Source organism: Candidatus Palauibacter sp. (genome assembly GCF_965208055.1).
Classification (GTDB): domain Bacteria; phylum Gemmatimonadota; class Gemmatimonadetes; order Palauibacterales; family Palauibacteraceae; genus Palauibacter.
The window spans coordinates 1786504-1803211 of sequence record NZ_CBDBNY010000004.1; the positions used below are offsets into that span (position 1 = coordinate 1786504).

Annotated in this window: 11 protein-coding genes and 1 pseudogene; 9 read left to right on the forward strand and 3 right to left on the reverse strand. The window is 66.7% G+C overall.

What is annotated here, in order from left to right:
• Window positions 1-64: 64 nt before the first annotated feature.
• From ACOGXI_RS07955 to ACOGXI_RS07965, 3 genes are all read left to right on the forward strand, one after another.
• On the forward strand, window positions 65-1276 hold the full coding sequence (locus tag ACOGXI_RS07955) for a tyrosine-type recombinase/integrase (protein ID WP_419938335.1): 1212 nt from the start codon (window positions 65-67) through the stop codon (window positions 1274-1276).
• Between the two features lie 229 nt (window positions 1277-1505).
• Window positions 1506-4895 carry a hypothetical protein gene (locus ACOGXI_RS07960; RefSeq protein WP_419938336.1) on the forward strand — a complete coding sequence of 1130 codons (3390 nt, stop codon included), beginning with the start codon at window positions 1506-1508 and terminating at the stop codon, window positions 4893-4895.
• 105 nt (window positions 4896-5000) lie between these two features.
• Window positions 5001-5186, forward strand: a complete 186-nt coding sequence (locus ACOGXI_RS07965) for a hypothetical protein (RefSeq protein WP_419940247.1) — start codon at window positions 5001-5003, stop codon at window positions 5184-5186.
• A 111-nt stretch (window positions 5187-5297) separates the two neighbouring features.
• On the opposite strand, the pseudogene ACOGXI_RS07970 reads toward ACOGXI_RS07965, so the two are convergent.
• Window positions 5298-5561 (reverse strand): annotated as a pseudogene (locus tag ACOGXI_RS07970) (IS1595 family transposase); the annotation flags it as partial.
• Window positions 5562-5979: 418 nt separating this feature from the next.
• Between ACOGXI_RS07970 and ACOGXI_RS07975 the strand changes: the two are divergent.
• The 3 genes from ACOGXI_RS07975 to ACOGXI_RS07985 all read left to right on the forward strand — a co-directional run bounded on the left by ACOGXI_RS07975 (window position 5980) and on the right by ACOGXI_RS07985 (window position 11595).
• Window positions 5980-6312 carry a hypothetical protein gene (locus ACOGXI_RS07975; protein WP_419938337.1) on the forward strand — a complete coding sequence of 111 codons (333 nt, stop codon included), beginning with the start codon at window positions 5980-5982 and terminating at the stop codon, window positions 6310-6312.
• A complete protein-coding gene (locus ACOGXI_RS07980) occupies window positions 6270-7190 on the forward strand; it encodes a hypothetical protein (protein ID WP_419938338.1) in 921 nt (306 codons plus the stop codon). The genes ACOGXI_RS07975 and ACOGXI_RS07980 overlap by 43 nt, the downstream gene beginning before the upstream one ends.
• A gap of 1048 nt (window positions 7191-8238) precedes the next feature.
• The gene (locus tag ACOGXI_RS07985; protein WP_419938339.1) at window positions 8239-11595 is read left to right on the forward strand and encodes a hypothetical protein; all 3357 of its coding nucleotides are present in this window, start codon (window positions 8239-8241) and stop codon (window positions 11593-11595) included.
• A 275-nt stretch (window positions 11596-11870) separates the two neighbouring features.
• On the opposite strand, the gene ACOGXI_RS07990 is transcribed toward ACOGXI_RS07985, so the two are convergent.
• Window positions 11871-12821 (reverse strand): IS1595 family transposase, encoded by a 951-nt coding sequence (locus tag ACOGXI_RS07990; RefSeq protein WP_419938340.1) that lies wholly within the window; start codon window positions 12819-12821, stop codon window positions 11871-11873.
• Window positions 12822-13052: 231 nt separating this feature from the next.
• Between ACOGXI_RS07990 and ACOGXI_RS07995 the strand changes: the two genes are divergently transcribed.
• From ACOGXI_RS07995 to ACOGXI_RS08005, 3 genes are read left to right on the forward strand one after another with little or no spacing between them, the layout of a single operon-like run.
• On the forward strand, window positions 13053-14006 hold the full coding sequence (locus tag ACOGXI_RS07995) for a hypothetical protein (protein ID WP_419938341.1): 954 nt from the start codon (window positions 13053-13055) through the stop codon (window positions 14004-14006).
• Between the two features lie 46 nt (window positions 14007-14052).
• Entirely contained in the window at window positions 14053-14403 is a 351-nt protein-coding gene (locus ACOGXI_RS08000; protein WP_419938342.1) for a hypothetical protein, read from the forward strand.
• Window positions 14404-14438: 35 nt separating this feature from the next.
• A complete protein-coding gene (locus tag ACOGXI_RS08005; protein WP_419938343.1) occupies window positions 14439-16028 on the forward strand; it encodes an AAA family ATPase in 1590 nt (529 codons plus the stop codon).
• 8 nt (window positions 16029-16036) lie between these two features.
• Here ACOGXI_RS08005 and ACOGXI_RS08010 read toward each other — a convergent pair whose 3' ends face one another.
• On the reverse strand, window positions 16037-16330 hold the full coding sequence (locus ACOGXI_RS08010) for an addiction module antidote protein (protein ID WP_419938344.1): 294 nt from the start codon (window positions 16328-16330) through the stop codon (window positions 16037-16039).
• Window positions 16331-16708 lie beyond the last annotated feature (378 nt).

Consider the following 16708-nt stretch of genomic DNA (forward strand, 5'->3'; position numbering starts at 1 on the left):
CGGCGGGCCATTATAACGTCGGGACACACGCCACGGAACCTGCGGGCCGTTCTATTACGGGGTAATGAATAACGTGACCTCCTCCCCCATTCCGCCCCGAAAAGGGAAGCCGGAGGGCGCTCACCCCCGCAACGCGCTCTCGGCAGCGTTCGTGCGCGCGGCGCCGCCGGGCAGGTACTGCGACGGCAACACCCTGTACCTGTTCGTCCAGCGGAGCGGAGCCCGGAGCTGGGTCCAGCGCCTCGTCATCCGCGGGCGGCGCCACGACCTCGGACTCGGCAGCGTCGAGCTGGTCTCGCTGGCCGAGGCGCGGGAGAAGGCGCGGACCAACCGCAAGCTGGCCCGCGAGGGCGGCGACCCGCTGGCGGAGAAACGGCGCACCTGGGAGGTGCCCAGCTTCGCCGAGGCGGCCGCGCGGGTCCTGGCGCAGAAGGAGGCCGGTTGGCGTAGCGAGAAACACGGGAAGGACTGGATGTCGAGCCTGGATCGGTACGCCTTCCCGCGCATCGGCAAGATGCGGGTCTCCGAGGTGACGAGCGCCGATCTGCTTGAGATCCTTTCCCCGATCTGGTACACGAAGGCGGCGACCGCCCGGGTCGTGCTGCAGCGCATCCGCTCGGTGCTGGATTGGGCGGTCGCGCTGGAGTTCCGCACCAGCAACCCCTGCGACCAGCTCGGGCCGGTGCTCGGCCCGCAAAACCGCGTGATACGGCACATGCCGGCCCTGCCGCACCGGGAGGTCGCATCGGCGATCGGGGCGGTGCGGGGATCGAGCCGGTCGGCCGCCGGCCCGCTGGCCTTCGAGTTCCTGGTGCTGACGGCGGCGAGGTGGGGCGAGGTGCGGTGGGCCGAGTGGGAGGAGATCGATGACGACGCGAGGGTGTGGACGGTGCCCGCGGCGCGCATGAAGGCGAAGCGTCAGCATCGCGTGCCGCTGGGCCACCGCGCCCTGGAGATCCTCGACCGGGCGCGAGGGCTCGACGGCCACAGTCCGTTCGTGTTCACCCGCGGCAGCGCGAAGCCGCTGTCGGAAAAAACGCTGCGCCGGCTCCTGATGAAGCAGGAGATCGCGGCGGTGCCGCACGGCTTCCGGTCGAGCTTCCGCGACTGGGCGGCCGAGGAGACGGACCATCCCCGCGAGGTCGTCGAGGCCGCCCTGGCCCACGTGGTGCAGAACAAGGTCGAGGCGGCCTACCGCCGCACGGACCTGTTCGAGCGCCGGCGCCACCTCATGAACGACTGGGCTGCCTACCTCGCCGACCGGAGTCGCGATTGAGGGATTGAATGAGGTAACAACGGCGATGCTGTAATCGATAACATGTCAATTACCAGCTATTTACAATTATTACGCCGTTGACACTCTCACGGCGGCAGACCCGGATGGCCTCCAGGCCAACCAGGGCTTCAACGTCACGGTCCAGGCGGGAGCCACGAACCAGGCGCCGGTAGCGGTCGGCACGATTCCGGGCTCGAGGCTCCAGATCGGCGGCACGTCGACGATCGACGTGGCGGGCTACTTCAGCGACCCGGACGGCGACGAACTGACCTATGCGGGCGCCAGCTCGAACGAGAGCGTGGCGACCGTCGCGATGGAGGGCTCGACGGCGACGATCAGCGCGATCGCGGCGGGCGACGCCGTGATCACGGTTACGGCGAGCGACGGATCCGCTTCGGTGTCGCAGGGCTTCCGCATCGACGTCCCGACGGGGCCGAAGGAGGCCACGCTCGTGATCACGAGGCTGCTGGACGCGGATCGGCAGCAGATCAGCGATCCGACGGGCATCTCGGGCACGATCTACGCGGTCCTCGATGTGCAGTCGAACGATGAGACGTGGACGGAGATCGGTCTCACGCTGAACGGCGAGACGGTCACGCCCCTGTGCCGCGGCACTGGCGGCAGCTCCGCCGACGCGATTGCGGGCCCAGGACTCGCCGCCGCAGGGCAGGTCGAGATCGAGTGCGCCCTCAAGACCAACGCCGTCGTGGGCGAATGTGCGGGGATGCCGCTCATGCCCAAGTACGGCAACGGCGCGTACGAGTTGAGCGCCTTCCTCACCACCGATGACGACGCCACGCGCGAAGTCGTCGCCTCTCAGCCGATCTCGCTCAACAACCACGGTTTCGTGGCGATCGCGCATGTGCCGGGCAGCCAGTCCGAGGTCGGAACCCACACCAAGGGTCTCACCTTCTACGGCGGTCCCTCCGTCGAGGGCAACGTCAACACCTTCCACGCGTGCCCCGTCGCGTACGACGGCACCGAGGTCGGGACGATGCAGCTCGGAACGATGGTGACCGACACGGAGCGTCCGAATCCGAATCCGATTGCCGACGCGGCAAGAGCGACCTTCAGGGAAGGTGGCAGCGGATCGTTTTATCCGATCAAGGAAGCTCCGTTCACGTGGATGATCAGCACGGCGTCTTCGAGGAACGGGAACGGCGGTGTCGAGAACGTGCCGGGCGAGACCGAGCACTGGATCGTCAACGACGGCATCATCACCGATCCGAACGGCCGCGACGTCACCGCCACGTTCCGCGTGGGCGGCGAGACGGCCAAGCTCGGGCCGCTTCACTTCGACTTCAAAGCTCCGGCGATAACCGACGGTTCGGAAGTCGTGATCGCCGCCGCAAACGCCGCCTCCGCGGATTGGGCATCGACGACGGAGATTTACTACCGCGACAGCGGCGGGTCGACCGCGCGACGCTTCCGGATCACGGAAATGAGCGACATGGGTGTCGGGCACGTGTACGGCACGACCTCGGCGATCGCCGTGGGCGACTACTCCGCGGGCAGGAATAACGACGCCAGCCCGAACACGGCGTTCGCTGCGCTGGACGGTCTTGAGAACGTCACACACATCAGCCAGCTGCCCGAGGAAGACCCGAAGGTCGATGGCATCGCCGATGGCGGCGGAATCGACGCCTACGTGGCCGAGGTTCAGTCTCTGGCGGACCGGCTGGGCAACAGCACTTGGCTCGGTGGTGGCAGGATTCGTACCGCCACGACCTTCGGCGTCGACCGTACGCCACCCGTGATCAGCCGCGAGCGGCCCGCCGAAGCGCTGGTGCTGAAGACCAACGAGCTGCTCTTCGAGATCGAAGATCCGCGGCTCGGGACCGGCGAAGACGGCAGCCAGCCGATGGCCACGGTCCATGCGTATGCCGGCGACTCGAGGTACTGGGTCACCAGCCGTCATTACTGGACCTCCCGGCCCAGCACTGCCGGTGGATCGGTGACGGTCGATATCGATCCGGAGGGGAACACCCGTTTCGCGCGTGAAGACACTCACGTCGTGTACGTTCGGGCGCTGGACGTGGCCGGGAACGCGACGTCGACGTCCTTCACGTTCGTTCGCGACCAGACAGATCCGGCCCTCACGTTGTCCGCGGTGCCGAACAACTTCGGCGCGACGACGGCGAAGTCGGTGAGCGTGACGGTGGCCGGAACGCTGAGCGACGCGACCGAGATCCGGCGCGCGTTCCTGAGCATCCACGCCGGCGCCACGTGTGCGGAGGGCGACGATGCCTTGGAATCGTCGCAGGTGAGCGGTCCCGTCCGGCGGCTCGACAACGGCACCAACGAGATCGAGTTCTCCGAGGTGTTCACGGTCAAGCAGGCCGACGACGCCGGCGAGACGTCCTACTGCTTCTACCTGAAGGCCGAGGACGACGCGCGCGACGCCGATGACCGCGCCGCCCCGAACGTGTACAGCGATCAGGTCTCCACGTTCAGCGTGATGTGGCCTGCAGGACCGCCGCCGGCTCCGACGTACGATCTCGTCTTCACGGGTGCCGACGACGCCGCGCTGGCGATGGTGTCGGTGGACGAGGGCTCGACGGCCACATACAAGGTTGCCCTGTCCGAGGAGCCGACGGCAGATGTAACCGTCGCGATCACGGTCGCAGAGGCCAACCGAGCGGTGTATGCGGACCTCAGCGATGATGAACTGACGTTCACTCCGGCCAACTACAGCACGGCGCAGGAAGTGACGATTACGACCCTCCCGGACGATGATAACGCGGTCCCGGAAACGTTCACCCTGTCACACGATGCCAGCGACGGCGGGTACGATGACGCTGACGCGGACCTCCCGGGTACGGTGAACGATGACGAGGTCGCACTGATGGCGTCGCTAATGAGCCTGGGCGAGAACGACGACACCACGATGGTGACGGTCTCCGTCGCGACAGGCGTGGCGGATCCGGGCGCGGGCGACGACAGCAATCCCAGGACGATCGAGGTAACGATCGGTGGCACCGACCCTGGCGAAGCCACCCTTGACACCGACTTCGGTCTGTTGGCTGCCGACAAGACGACCCCGATCACCGGAGCGTTCAACATCGTCCTGGCAGAGGGCGAGACGAGCAAGGACACGATGCTCTATATCGTGCCGACGGATGACGCTGTTCCCGATGAGGAAGACGAGGTCATCCCGGTCGCGGGTACCATGACGGGCGGTACTGACCTATCCGCGGAGGACAGGGAGAGCAACTTGGTGGCTGATGACGAGATCGATCTGACGGATGACGATCCCGATGTGACCATCACCGCCAACGTCACGTCGGTGGCCGAAGATGCCGATGCGACAGAGGTAACGGTTACGGTGACCGCGTCCGACAGGCGGAACGAGGACAGGACGTTCACCGTGGCAGTAGCTGCCGATCCCGAGGCCAGAGCCGCCGCCGTGGCAGACTTCACGGTGACCATCGGACCGGGCGAGTTGACCGGACGTGGGACATTCGATTTGGCGCCGACCGATAATACCGACGACGATGGCGATGCAACGGTTACGATCAGCATCGCGTCAGTGACGCCGGCAAACAAGGCAAACGGAGTCGCTTACACGTTCGGTGAGGCGGAGATCGAAATCGTCGATGACGACGAAGCAGGCAACTGACCTAAACCGGCAGTTGTGGCCGACGTAGGCGAAGTCGGCACGGTAGGAAGGACGGGCCCCGCGAAGTTTGCGGGGCCCGCTTCTGTTTTATGCGAGGAGAAGGAAATGCCCAGCCGCGACGAGGAGCACGACCCGACGGAGCCCCACCCGGAAGAGCACGACCCGAAGGACCCGAGGGCCATGAACCCGTTCTACCGGGGAGCGCGGCTGTCGGAAGTGGCGCGCGCCGTCGCCTCGCCCACGGATCCGGAAGTGCGAAAGCGGCTCAGGCGGAAGGGAACGGCGGGATAACGGGCCGCCCCTCGGCCCATGCACCAACTCCCGGTAGGTGAGACGTTTGCCCACCATGTGAATCACGACCTGCTGCATCCTCTCGAGAGTGCCGAACGGTCGAAGGTTGTGCTTGCCCGCCAGTTCATCCACGTACCGCTGCAGATGCTTCCGACTCAAGACATGAAACGTTCCCTTGTAGGCCCGCTTGAGTATCGCCCAAAAGCTCTCCATGCCGTTGGTGTGGGCATCGCCCCGGACGTACTCCCCCGTCTTATGCTTTGCCGCTCCGTGCCGGTAAGCCTTCGCCAGCCGGTTGTACGTAGGGTACTCGTCGGTGTAGATGATCGAACCCGGCTCGGCGTGCGCGGTGACGATCCGCCATGGTCGCGGCAACTATCAGCACGGACACGCCAGACAAGGCCAGCGGCGTCGCCCATACCGTCGAGATCGCTGAACTCACGATCCGTAACGCCGATAGCTCAACCGGGAACTGACGAGGAGACCGATGTCACCCGGTTCCCCGTGACGTCGGCGGGGGACCGGGACGATCATCGAGAAACGCCACACGCAAACCCTAGCGGTCTCTGACGAGAGGCCTCACGGAAGCGGGCCCCCGCGAAATCTGCGGGGGCCCGCTTTTTCTTGTCTTGAATCTGGCAACGACAGCTTCCGACGAGCTATGTTCTCCTCCGTGGGTGACCACCTTCCCTCTCTTGGATGCCCGTCCCCCTGGTGGCGGGCGAAGCGGCGCTGTTGCGCGTACATCAACGTCGAGTCCGCGCAGACGGCTCGCGAGGATGTGGGGCGGGCGATGGGGGCGATCGCCACGGAGATCGCCCACGAGGCCCGGGACACGCTGGGCGATCCGGAGACGGCCGAGGCGGCGCGGGGCCTCGACACCACCGAGCGTCCCGATGTCGCGCTGGGCACGTTGCTGCGCCTGTGGACGAAGGCAGACGCCGCTCCGCTCGTGCTGCTGATCGACGAGATCGACGCGCTGGTGGGCGATTCGCTGGTGTCGGTGCTGCGGCAGCTCCGCGCGGGGTACGCCCACCGCCCTGCGCGTTCCCTCACAGCGCCGTGCTGTGCGGGGTGCGGGACGTGCGCGACTACCGGATCCACGCGAGTTCCGAGAGGGAGGTGATCGCCGGGGGCAGCGCATTCAACATCAAGACCCGTTCGCTCCGCCTGGGGGACTTCACCCGGGCCGAGGTCGAAGACCTGCTGGGCCAGCACACGGCCGAGTCCGGCCAGGCCTTCGCTCCGGAGGCGCTCGATGCGGTGTGGGAGCAGACGCGCGGCCAACCCTGGCTCGTCAACGCGCTCGCACAGGAGATGTGCTTCCCCGCCGGCGCACTCCGTCCGCGCGACGATCCCATCTCCGACCGGGACGTATTCGAGGCGCGGGAGACGCTGATCCTGCGCCGCGAGACGCACCTGGATCAACTGGCGGACAAGCTGCGCGAGCCGCGTGTGCGCCGGGTGGTCGAACCGCTGCTCAGCGGGAGCGACGCGGAGTATTCGGGCCGGGACTTCGAATACGTGCGCGATCTCGGACTCGTGGCGCCGGACCCGCCGCTCCGTATCGCCAACCCCATCTACGGCGAAGTGCTTCCCAGGGAACTCACCTGGGTGCTCCAGCAAGCGATGCCGCCCCAGCGGACGGCCTGGTACGTGGACGCGGACGGCGGCCTGGGCATGGACGGGCTGCTGGCCGCGTTCCAGGATTTCTTCCGGCAGAACTCGGAACACTGGATCCAGCGCGCCCAGTACACGGAGGCGGGCCCCCAACTCGTGCTGCAGGCGTTCCTGCACCGGGTGGTTAACGGAAGGGGCCGGATCGAGCGGGAGTACGCGCTGGGGAGCCGCCGCGTGGACCTGTTGGTCGTCTGGCCCGGCGGACAGGGGCGCGCCGGCCGGTTCGTCGTCTTCGACATGCGCGAGGGCAGGACCTGGGCGGAGAAGATCTACCGGGAGGAGCGGCAGCAAAACGGCACACCCATCACCGTGTGGGGCGCCTGATCGGCGGTCAGGCCATCCCGGGCCCGGGAGAGTTCAGGGAGCGGGGGGCGTACCCAGGGCGCGGATATCCTCACGGATCCGGGCAAACCCCTCGTTCATTCTGCCCTCCAGCCGATCGATTCGCCGATCCCCACATGGACCTCTCCGACGCCGACGCCGGCCACCTCATCGTCTCCGGCATGCGCGAGGGCCTCCTCATCGCTTCGCATCATACCCCCAAATGAGGTAGTGAATGTGGGAATACCCACCTATTTTAGGGGGCACGAGATTTGTTCTCCCGTGAAACGGGTCGGGGTGCGTCAGGCGGGGTCGGCGCCGGTATCCGTGCCGGGATGAATCGCGCAAAGATCGCGAAACATGTCCTTATGGTCGCGCCGCGAACACCATTCATTACCACATTCGAGTGGGAGTGCGACACGATGAGGACGCTCCGCTCGTTCCATCGCGGGTGCGACGCCTTCGCCGAACCGCGCCGGTGATCCACCGATTCGGGCTCTTCACAAAGGGGCCGCCATGTCAGCGACGGCACCCGGGCGCGAACGCTGGTCTCGAATAAGGTAGCAGATAACGTAACCCATGCCCCGTTTGACAGTTATGCGTTCGCGACCCCCTTCGCCGGTCCCAGCCCACGAGGGTAGCCGCCATTTAGCCCGTACGCCGGGGGGAATCCGCTCGGTGGTATCACGAAGACCCCGCCTCGACAACCCCCTGCGACCGGTTCCGGTCCCCTGCTCAGCCCTACCTCGAGAGCGAGAGGTCGATGGTGCCGCGATGCCGCGAATAATCCGTAAAACAATGTACTACAATCAGTTATTGCGATTCCGCGACTGCCACTCTCACAGCGGCCGACCCGGATGGCCTCCAGGCCAACCAGGGATTCAACGTCACGGTCCAGGCGGGAGCCACGAACCAGGCGCCGGTAGCGGTAGGCACGATTCCGGGCTCGAGGCTCCAGATCGGCGGCACGTCGACGATCGACGTCGCGGGCTACTTCAGCGACCCGGACGGCGATGAGCTGACCTATGCGGGCGCCAGCTCGAACGAGAGCGTGGCGACCATCGCGATGGAAGGCTCGACGGCGACGATCACCGCGATCGCGGCGGGCGACGCCGTGATCACGGTTACGGCGAGCGACGGGTCCGCGTCGGTCTCGCAGGGCTTCCGCATCGACGTCCCGACGGGGCCGAAGGAGGCCACGCTTGTGATCACGAGGCTGCTGGACGCGAACCGACAGCAGATCAGCGATCCGACGGGCATCTCGGGCACGATCTACGCGGTCCTCGATGTGCAGTCGAACGACGAGACGTGGACGGACATCGGTCTCACGCTGGAAAGCGAGACGATGGGGCGCCAGACGGTCACGCCTCTGTGCCGCGGCACCGGCGGCAGTTCCGCCGACGCGATTGCGGGCCCCGGACTCGCCGCCGCAGGGCAGGTCGAGATCGAGTGCGCCCTCAAGACCAACGCCGTCGTGGGCGAGTGCGCGGGGATGCCGCTCATGCCCAAGTACGCCAACGGCGCGTACGAGTTGAGCGCGTTCCTCACGACCGATGACGACGCCACGCGCGAAGTCGTCGCCTCTCAGCCGATCTCGCTCACCAACCACGGTTTCGTGGCGATCGCGCATGTTCCGGGCAGCCAGTCCGAGGTCGGAACTCACACCGCGGGTCTCACCTTCTACGGTGGTCCCTCCGTCGAGGGCAACGTCAACACCTTCCACGCGTGCCCCGTCGCGTACGACGGCACCGAGGTTGGGACGATGCGGCTCAACACGGTCGTGACCGACACGGAGCGTCCGGACCCGAATCCGATTGAGGACGCGGCCAAGGCGACCTTCAGAGAAGGTGGCAGCGGATCGTATTATCCGGTCAAGGAAGCGCCGTTCACATGGATGATCAGCACGGCGTCTTCGCGGAACGCGAACGGTGGCGTCGAGAACGTGCCGGGCGAGACCGAGCACTGGATCATCAACGATCACATCATCACCGATCCGAACGGCCGCGACGTCACCTCGACGTTCCGCCAGGGCGGTAAGATGGCCAAGTACGGCCCGCTTCACTTCGACTTCAAAGCTCCGGTGATAAGCGACGGTTCGGAAGTCGTGATCGCCGCCGCAAACGCCGCCTCCGCGAGTTGGGCATCGACGACGGAGATTTACTACCGCGACAGCGGCGGGTCGACCGCGCGACGCTTCCGGATCACGGAAATGAGCGACATGGGTGTCGGGCACGTGTACGGCACGACCTCGGCGATCGCCGTGGGCGACTACTCCGCGGGCAGGAATAACGACGCCAGCCCGAACACGGATTTCACGCCCCTGGACGGTCTTGAGAACGTCACACACATCAGCCAGTTGCCCGAGGAAGACCCCAAGGTAGATGGCGTCGCCGATGGCGGCGGAATCGACACCTACGTGGCCGAGGTTCAGTCTCTGGCGGACCGGCTGGGTAACAGCACCTGGCTTGGTGGCGGCAGGATCCGTACGGCCTCGACCTTCGGCGTCGACCGTACGCCACCCGTGATCAGCCGCGAGCGGCCCGCCGAGGCGCTGGTGCTGTCGGGCAACGAGCTGCTCTTCGAGATCGAAGATCCGCGGCTCGAGACCGGCGAAGACGGCAGCCAGCCGATGGCCACGGTCCATGCGTATGCCGGCGACTCGAGGTACTGGGTCACCAGCCGTCATTACTGGACCGCCACGCCCGCCCCCAGCACTGCCGGTGGAATGGTCACGGTCGATATCGATCCGGAGGGGAACGCCCGTTTCGCGCGTGAAGACACTCATGTCGTGTACGTTCGGGCGCTGGACGAGGCCGGCAACGCCACGTCGACGAGCTTCACGTTCGTTCGCGACCAGACAGATCCGGCCCTCACGTTGTCCGCGGTGCCGAACAACTTCGGCGCGACGACGGCGAAGTCGGTGAGCGTGACGGTGGCGGGAACGCTGAGCGACGCGACCGAGATCCGGCGCGCGTTCCTGAGCATCCATGCCGGCGCCTCGTGCAAGGAGGACAGCGAGGCGTTGAAATCGAGTCAGGTGAGCGGTCCCGTGCGGCGACTCGACAACGGCACCAGCGAGATCGAGTTCTCCGAGGTGTTCACGGTCAAGCAGGGCGACGACGCCGGTATGACGAGCTACTGCTTCTACCTGAAGGCCGAGGATGACGCGCGCGACGCGGATGACCGCGCCGCCGCGAACAACTACAGCGATCAGGTCTCCACGTTCAGCGTGAGCTGGCCTTCAGGACCGCCTCCGGGTCCGACGATCGATGCCGGTGATGCCAAGGGCGAGGCGTCCGCGACGGAGGGCGCGACGCCCAGCGCGGGGGATGCAACCCAAACCCCGCCGGAGCCCCGCGTGAACGGCTTCCCTGTGAAGCTGGGCACCGAGCCGGACGAGGACGTTACGGTGACGGTCAACGGCGCATCGCCTCCGGTCAGCAACATCGACACGGATCTGGACACGGCCAACGACCAGAACACGCTCACGTTCACGAAAGCCAACTACAGCACGGCGCAGTACGTGTACGTCACGATCACGCACGACCTGAACGCCGCGTCGGAGTCGGTGACGCTCGATCTGTCGGCGGAGAGTGATGACGACGACTACGATGGCGTGACCGGTCAGGTGACGGTCAAGACGGCCGATGACGACATCGGCCTGACGGCGAATGTCTCGTCCATCCGTGAGGATGCCGACAGCACCGCCGTAGTCGTCACGGCGACTGCGGCCACCGCGCCCACTGATGCGGCCGGGTTGACGATCGACCTGACCCTGGCAGGTGTGAGCGGCGGCACTGGCGATGGGGCCGGAAGCGATGGCGATGACTTCCGCGCAACGGCGACCGGCACCGGCAACCAAATCGTGATTAAGAAGGGCGATAAGACAGCCATCGATACTGTGTGGGTGACGGCGATCGATGATGCCAACGCGGATTCCGAACTCGGTGAGCAGATCGAGATCAGCGACGACACCCGCACCGACGCAAACGGTGTCTACGTGGCGCCCGCGAAGATCACGATCATCGACGCCGATCCTGACATCACGCTGACGGTGACCCGGAATTCTTCGATCGATGAAGGGGCGGATGCGACGTCAGTGGAGGTCACCGCGACCCTGCCGACTGGTGTGACGGCGCCGCACATCCTCACGTTCACGATAGGAAATATCGCCGCGTGCGACGCGGTTAGTGCTTCCGCGAGTGACCAGACGTTCACGATCGACACGGGTTCGTCCTCGGGCAGCGGCACGGTGTCGGTGACCCCGGAGGATGACATCGACGGCGACGACATGGACTGCGACGTCACAGCCACGGTGGCCCCGGAGGCCAAGACTACCGGCGGCGTGAACTGGACGATCAAGGATGCCGAGTTGACGATCGTCAACTCGGACGATTCCGAGCCCTAAACCTTCAGACGTCCCTTGGTAGGCCTTACGAGGGCGGGTAGTAAGAAAAGAGGGGGCCCCGCGAAGTTGCGGGGCCCCTTCTCTCTTAACCGCACGACCCGACGAGGAGGACATGATGCCCGACCGTGCACCTGAACGCCTCTCCGCCGCCGGACGGAAGCCGGACCCGAAGGAGCATGACCCGAAGGCCGTGAACCCGTTCTACCGGGGAGCGCGTTTCTCGGAGGTGGCGCGCGCCGTCGCCTCGCCGCTCGACCCGGAAGTGCGCGAGCGGATCAGACGTATGGGACGGCGGGATAACGAGCCGCGCCCCGACCGTACACCAGATCCCGGTAGGTGAGACGCTTGCCCACCATGTGAATCACGACCTGCTGCATCCTCTCGAGAGTGCCGAGCGGCCGAAGGTTGTGCTTGCCCGCCAGTTCATCCACGTACCGCTGAAGATGCTTCCGGCTCATGACGTGGAACGTCCCCTTGTAGGCCCGCTTGAGCATCGCCCAGAAGCTCTCCACGCCGTTGGTGTGGGCATCTCCCCGGACGTACTCCCCGACCGAGTGTTTCGCCGTTCTGTGCCGGTAGCTCGGCGCCAGCCGGCTGTACGTGGGGTATTCGTCGGTGTAGACGGTCGAACCCGGCCCGGCGTGCGCGGTGATGATCCGCCATAACGTCCGGCCGTCCGTGCTGCTCACGACGTAGGCCGACACCCTGTTCGTGGCCCGGTCCTTGAGCCCTACCACCGGGATCTTCCCCGCGAACCCGCCCTCCTGGCGAAGCCGTTTGTCGGCGTGCTTGTTCCCTTCCTTCCCTCCGACGAAAGCCTCATCCACCTCCACCGGCCCCTCGAACCGGGCCGGTCGGACTCGAACGAAGACCTGCCGGATCCGGTGCTGCATGAACCACGCCGTCTTCTGCGTCACGCCGATGTCGTGCTGGAGCCGGGTCGACGCCACGCCCTTCGGACTCGTCATGTCCAGGTAGATCGCGGCCCATTTCCGCAGGGGGAGCGGGGATCCCGCCATCACCGTCCCCGTCTTGACCGAGAAGTACTTCCCGCAGTCCCGGCACCGGTACGGCATCTTCGCGTGCTTGCAACGGTAGGTCCCGAGGCTCCCGCACCGCGGGCAGTGCCGGTCCCCGTTCGGCCACACGAGTTCCTCGAACCACTCCCTGGCCGCCTCCTCCGTTGGGAACATCTCCGCCAGCTCGAGCAAACTAAGGCTCATCATTTCACGCATCTCTTTGGGTTGCTTTCGGTTGTCTCGCCCTCCCCACGCTTCCCAACAACCCCTGTATATAGCTCCCGCCTCCTCCCCCTCCCCCGCCGCCTCCCGCCAACCGGGCGCCGGTCGCGGCTGCCACGATTCCGGATCAGGCGGTCGTCGAGGGATAGACCGTGACGATCGACCTCTCGGCATCGTTCTCGGATCCGGCCGGAGACCCGCTGCTCCGAATACGACGTGGGCCACTACCGGCATCCGGACAGCCTGGAGGAAGTGGTGGTCACCGCGCTGGGCGGCAAGCTCTACGAGGCGTATACCGGGGTCTACTACGACCACGCGCGGGAGATCCAGGTCGACCACATCGTGGCCAAGGGGGAGGCGCACGATTCCGGCGCCTGCACTTGGTCGCTGAGCGAGCGCAGGGCGTTCGCGCACGATGTCGAGAACCTCGCACTGGCTACCCCGACCCTGGATCTGGGCGTGAAGGCCGGAAGCGACGCCGCCGAGTGGCTGCCGAACTTCAACCGGTGCTGGTTCGCGGTCGTGGCCGTGCGCCTCAAGTACGGCTTGACGGTGGACGAGGCGGAGCGCGATGCCCTGGAAGGCGTGCTGGCGGACTGCGACTCGACGGAGTTGATCCTTACCGCTGAATCCTGGACGGTCGAAGCGATGACGCTGGGCGACGAGAGCGGATGGCAGGCGGTGTCTCCCAACGAAGCGGATCTCGACGGGCTGGGGGTCGCGAGCCGGATGGCGGTGTTCTGTACGTCCACGTTCGTCCGTGGACTTCGCGTTCGTGGCCCGGGGCGCGCGGCTGGACACGGGCGTCGAAGACTACGAAACCGGGCGTCTGGGCTACACGTCCCGCGTCGGCATCGAGTGGTCCGCGCCGCCGTCGCGGACGCTGGAGCGGATCACCGTCCACCAGTACCCCCACTGGGAGACCTGGACGGCTCGCCTCGGCCGTGTGCCTCGCGACGCGTTCATCGACGGGCTGACCCAAGACCGCCAGCGGCTCTTCGTCACGTGGCTGCTTCACGACGAAGAGCGTCCGTGGCCTACGAGGGCGGGGCCAACGCCGGAGAGAAGATCCTCGACGCCCTCCAGCGCTGCACGGGTGGCGACGGCGACGTGGCCTCGCTCCTATCCGGCCTGTCCGGCAACCCGACCGCCATCAGAGTACGCCCGTGACGCGGCGCTGATTGCGCCCCCATGCGGGCGGGGCGACGTTCAGGGCATGCGCCGATTCAACACCGCCGGCCCCGCCCGGGCGGACGAGCACTACTGCGTGCCTCCGCTGGACCGGGTGAGCCTGGCCGGCGTGCCGGACCTGATTCGCTTCAAGGCCTACTTCGCACTTGTACGCCGCCCGGCAGACGGGGAAGACCTCCGCCCTGCCGGCGCTGCGCGACCTGCTGAACGACGGCGCCGCGGGGGAGTACCGGAGCGGGGGCTCGAACAGACGGCCGCGTACATGGACCTTTCTGATGCCGACGCCGGCCGCCTCGTCATCTTCGACATGCGCGAGGGCAGAACCTGGGCGGAGAACGTTGCGCGTCGCTGTCGACATTCCCGGGCTCCGCACTGATTGCGTCCCCGCAGGGGTGGGGCCAGCTTTCGGCCATGCGAGACTTCAACACGGCCGGCCCGGTTCGCCGCCGCCTGCACTACTGCGTTCCGCCGCTCGAGCGCCTCAACGCCGCCGAACTCCTGCATCTCATCCGCGCCGAGCGGTACTCCGTGCTGCACGCCCCCCGGCAGACCGGGAAGACGACCGCGCTCCTGGCGCTGCGCGACCTGCTGAACGACGGCGCCGCGGGGGAGTACCGCTGCGCGTACCTCAACGTCGAGCCGGCGCAGACCGCCCGCGAGGATGTGGGGCGGGGGATGGGGGCGATCGCCTCCGAGATCGCGCGGGAGGCAAGGAACACGCTGAACGACCCGGCCACGGCCGAAGCGGCGGACCGGCTCGACACGACCCGGCGTCCCGACGCCGCGCTGGGCATGTTGCTGGAAACCTGGGCGCGCGCCGCCGATTCGCCGCTGGTCGTGCTGATCGACGAGATCGACGCCCTGGTGGGCGACACGCTGGTGTCGGCGCTGCGCCAGTTGCGCGCCGGCTACGCCCACCGCCCGGCCGGGTTCCCCCAGAGCGTGGTGCTGTGCGGTGTGCGGGACGTGCGCGACTACCGGATCCACGCGAGTTCCGAGAGGGAGGTGATCGCCGGGGGCAGCGCCTTCAACATCAAGGCCGAGTCGCTCCGCCTGGGCGACTTCACCCGCACCGAGGTCGAGACCCTGCTGGGGCAGCACACGGAGGAGACGGGCCAGGAGTTCTCGCCGGGGGCGCTGGACGCGGTGTGGGAGCAGACGCGCGGCCAGCCCTGGCTCGTCAACGCGGTGGGCCGGCAGCTGTGCTTCGAGCATCAGGCGCTCCGCCCGCGTGACCGTCCGATCTCGGAGCGGGACGTGTTCGAGGCGCGCGAGGTGCTGATCCTGCGCCGCGAGACGCACCTGGACCAGCTGGCCGACAAGCTGCGGGAGCCGCGGGTGCGCCGGGTGATCGAGCCGCTCCTGAGCGGCGGAGACGAGGCGTACTCGGACAGGGATTTCGAGTACGTGCGCGATCTGGGACTGGTGGCGCCGGACCCGCCGCTGCGTGTCGCCAACCCCATCTACGGCGAGGTTCTGCCCCGGGAACTGACCTGGATGCTCCAGCACCGGATGCCGGAGCCGCAACCGGCGTGGTACGTGGACGCGGACGGCGGCCTCGACATGGGCAGACTGCTCGCCGCCTTCCAGGATTTCTTCCGGCAGAACTCGGAACACTGGGTCGAGCGGGCACGCTACACGGAGGCGGGCCCCCAACTCGTGCTGCAGGCGTTCCTGCACCGGGTGGTGAACGGGAGGGGCCGGATCGAGCGGGAGTACGCGCTGGGGAGCCGCCGCGTGGACCTGCTCGTCGTCTGGCCCGGCGGACAGGGGCGCGCGGGCCGGTTCGTGGTCGAGTGCAAGCTGCTGAAGGAGGGCCGCTCACAGGCCCGGACCGTCGAGCGGGGACTCGAACAGACGGCCGCGTACATGGATCTCTGCGACGCCGACACCGGACACCTCGTCGTCTTCGACATGCGCGAGGGAAGGAGCTGGGCGGAGAAGATCTACCGAGAGGAGCGACAGCGAAACGGCACGACCATCACCGTGTGGGGCGCCTGAGTTCGCGGTCAGACCGCTCCGGGCGCGACGGTGAGGCGGATGCCCAACGCGTCAAGAACCCTCATCACCGTACCGAGACGCGGATCACGCTCGCCGGACAGCGACTTGTACAGGCTCGGACGGCCCAGTCGCGCTCCCCGGGCGACCGTGGTCATGCCCATGGCGCGGGCGACGTTGCCGACCGCCTTCGCGAAAAACTCCGGATCGTTCTCCGCCAGCGCGGCCTTCAGGTATTCGATGCGCGCTTCGTCATCATCGAGAAACTCGGCGCTGTCCCAGGGGGTGTAGGTTTCTCCGCTCACGCCGCCTCCTCAGAGTTCGCCCGCCATTCGCCGGGCGCGTTCGATGTCGTTTTGTTCCGGATCGTTTGCCCTCCGCGACGCGTTCGATGCGAACGACGATCCGCGCACGGGCCCGCCTGTCGCGCAGGTTCTTCAGCCATCGGCGAAACGTGCCGCTCTTGACGACGGTGTATTCCACGGGAGAAGGGTTGTATCCCAGTGGATACATTTGTCAAGCCGGGGGCGTAATGCAGCCGTGACTCTACGGCCCTGACAGGCTTGAAAGACGCACGAGATGGGCTTAGGCTGTGCCGGCACCGGTCCTCCTCTTGTGTAGCCGCCATGTTATTGGGGAATAACACTTTATCGACTACTGGAGGCCGGTGCCCATTTCATCCT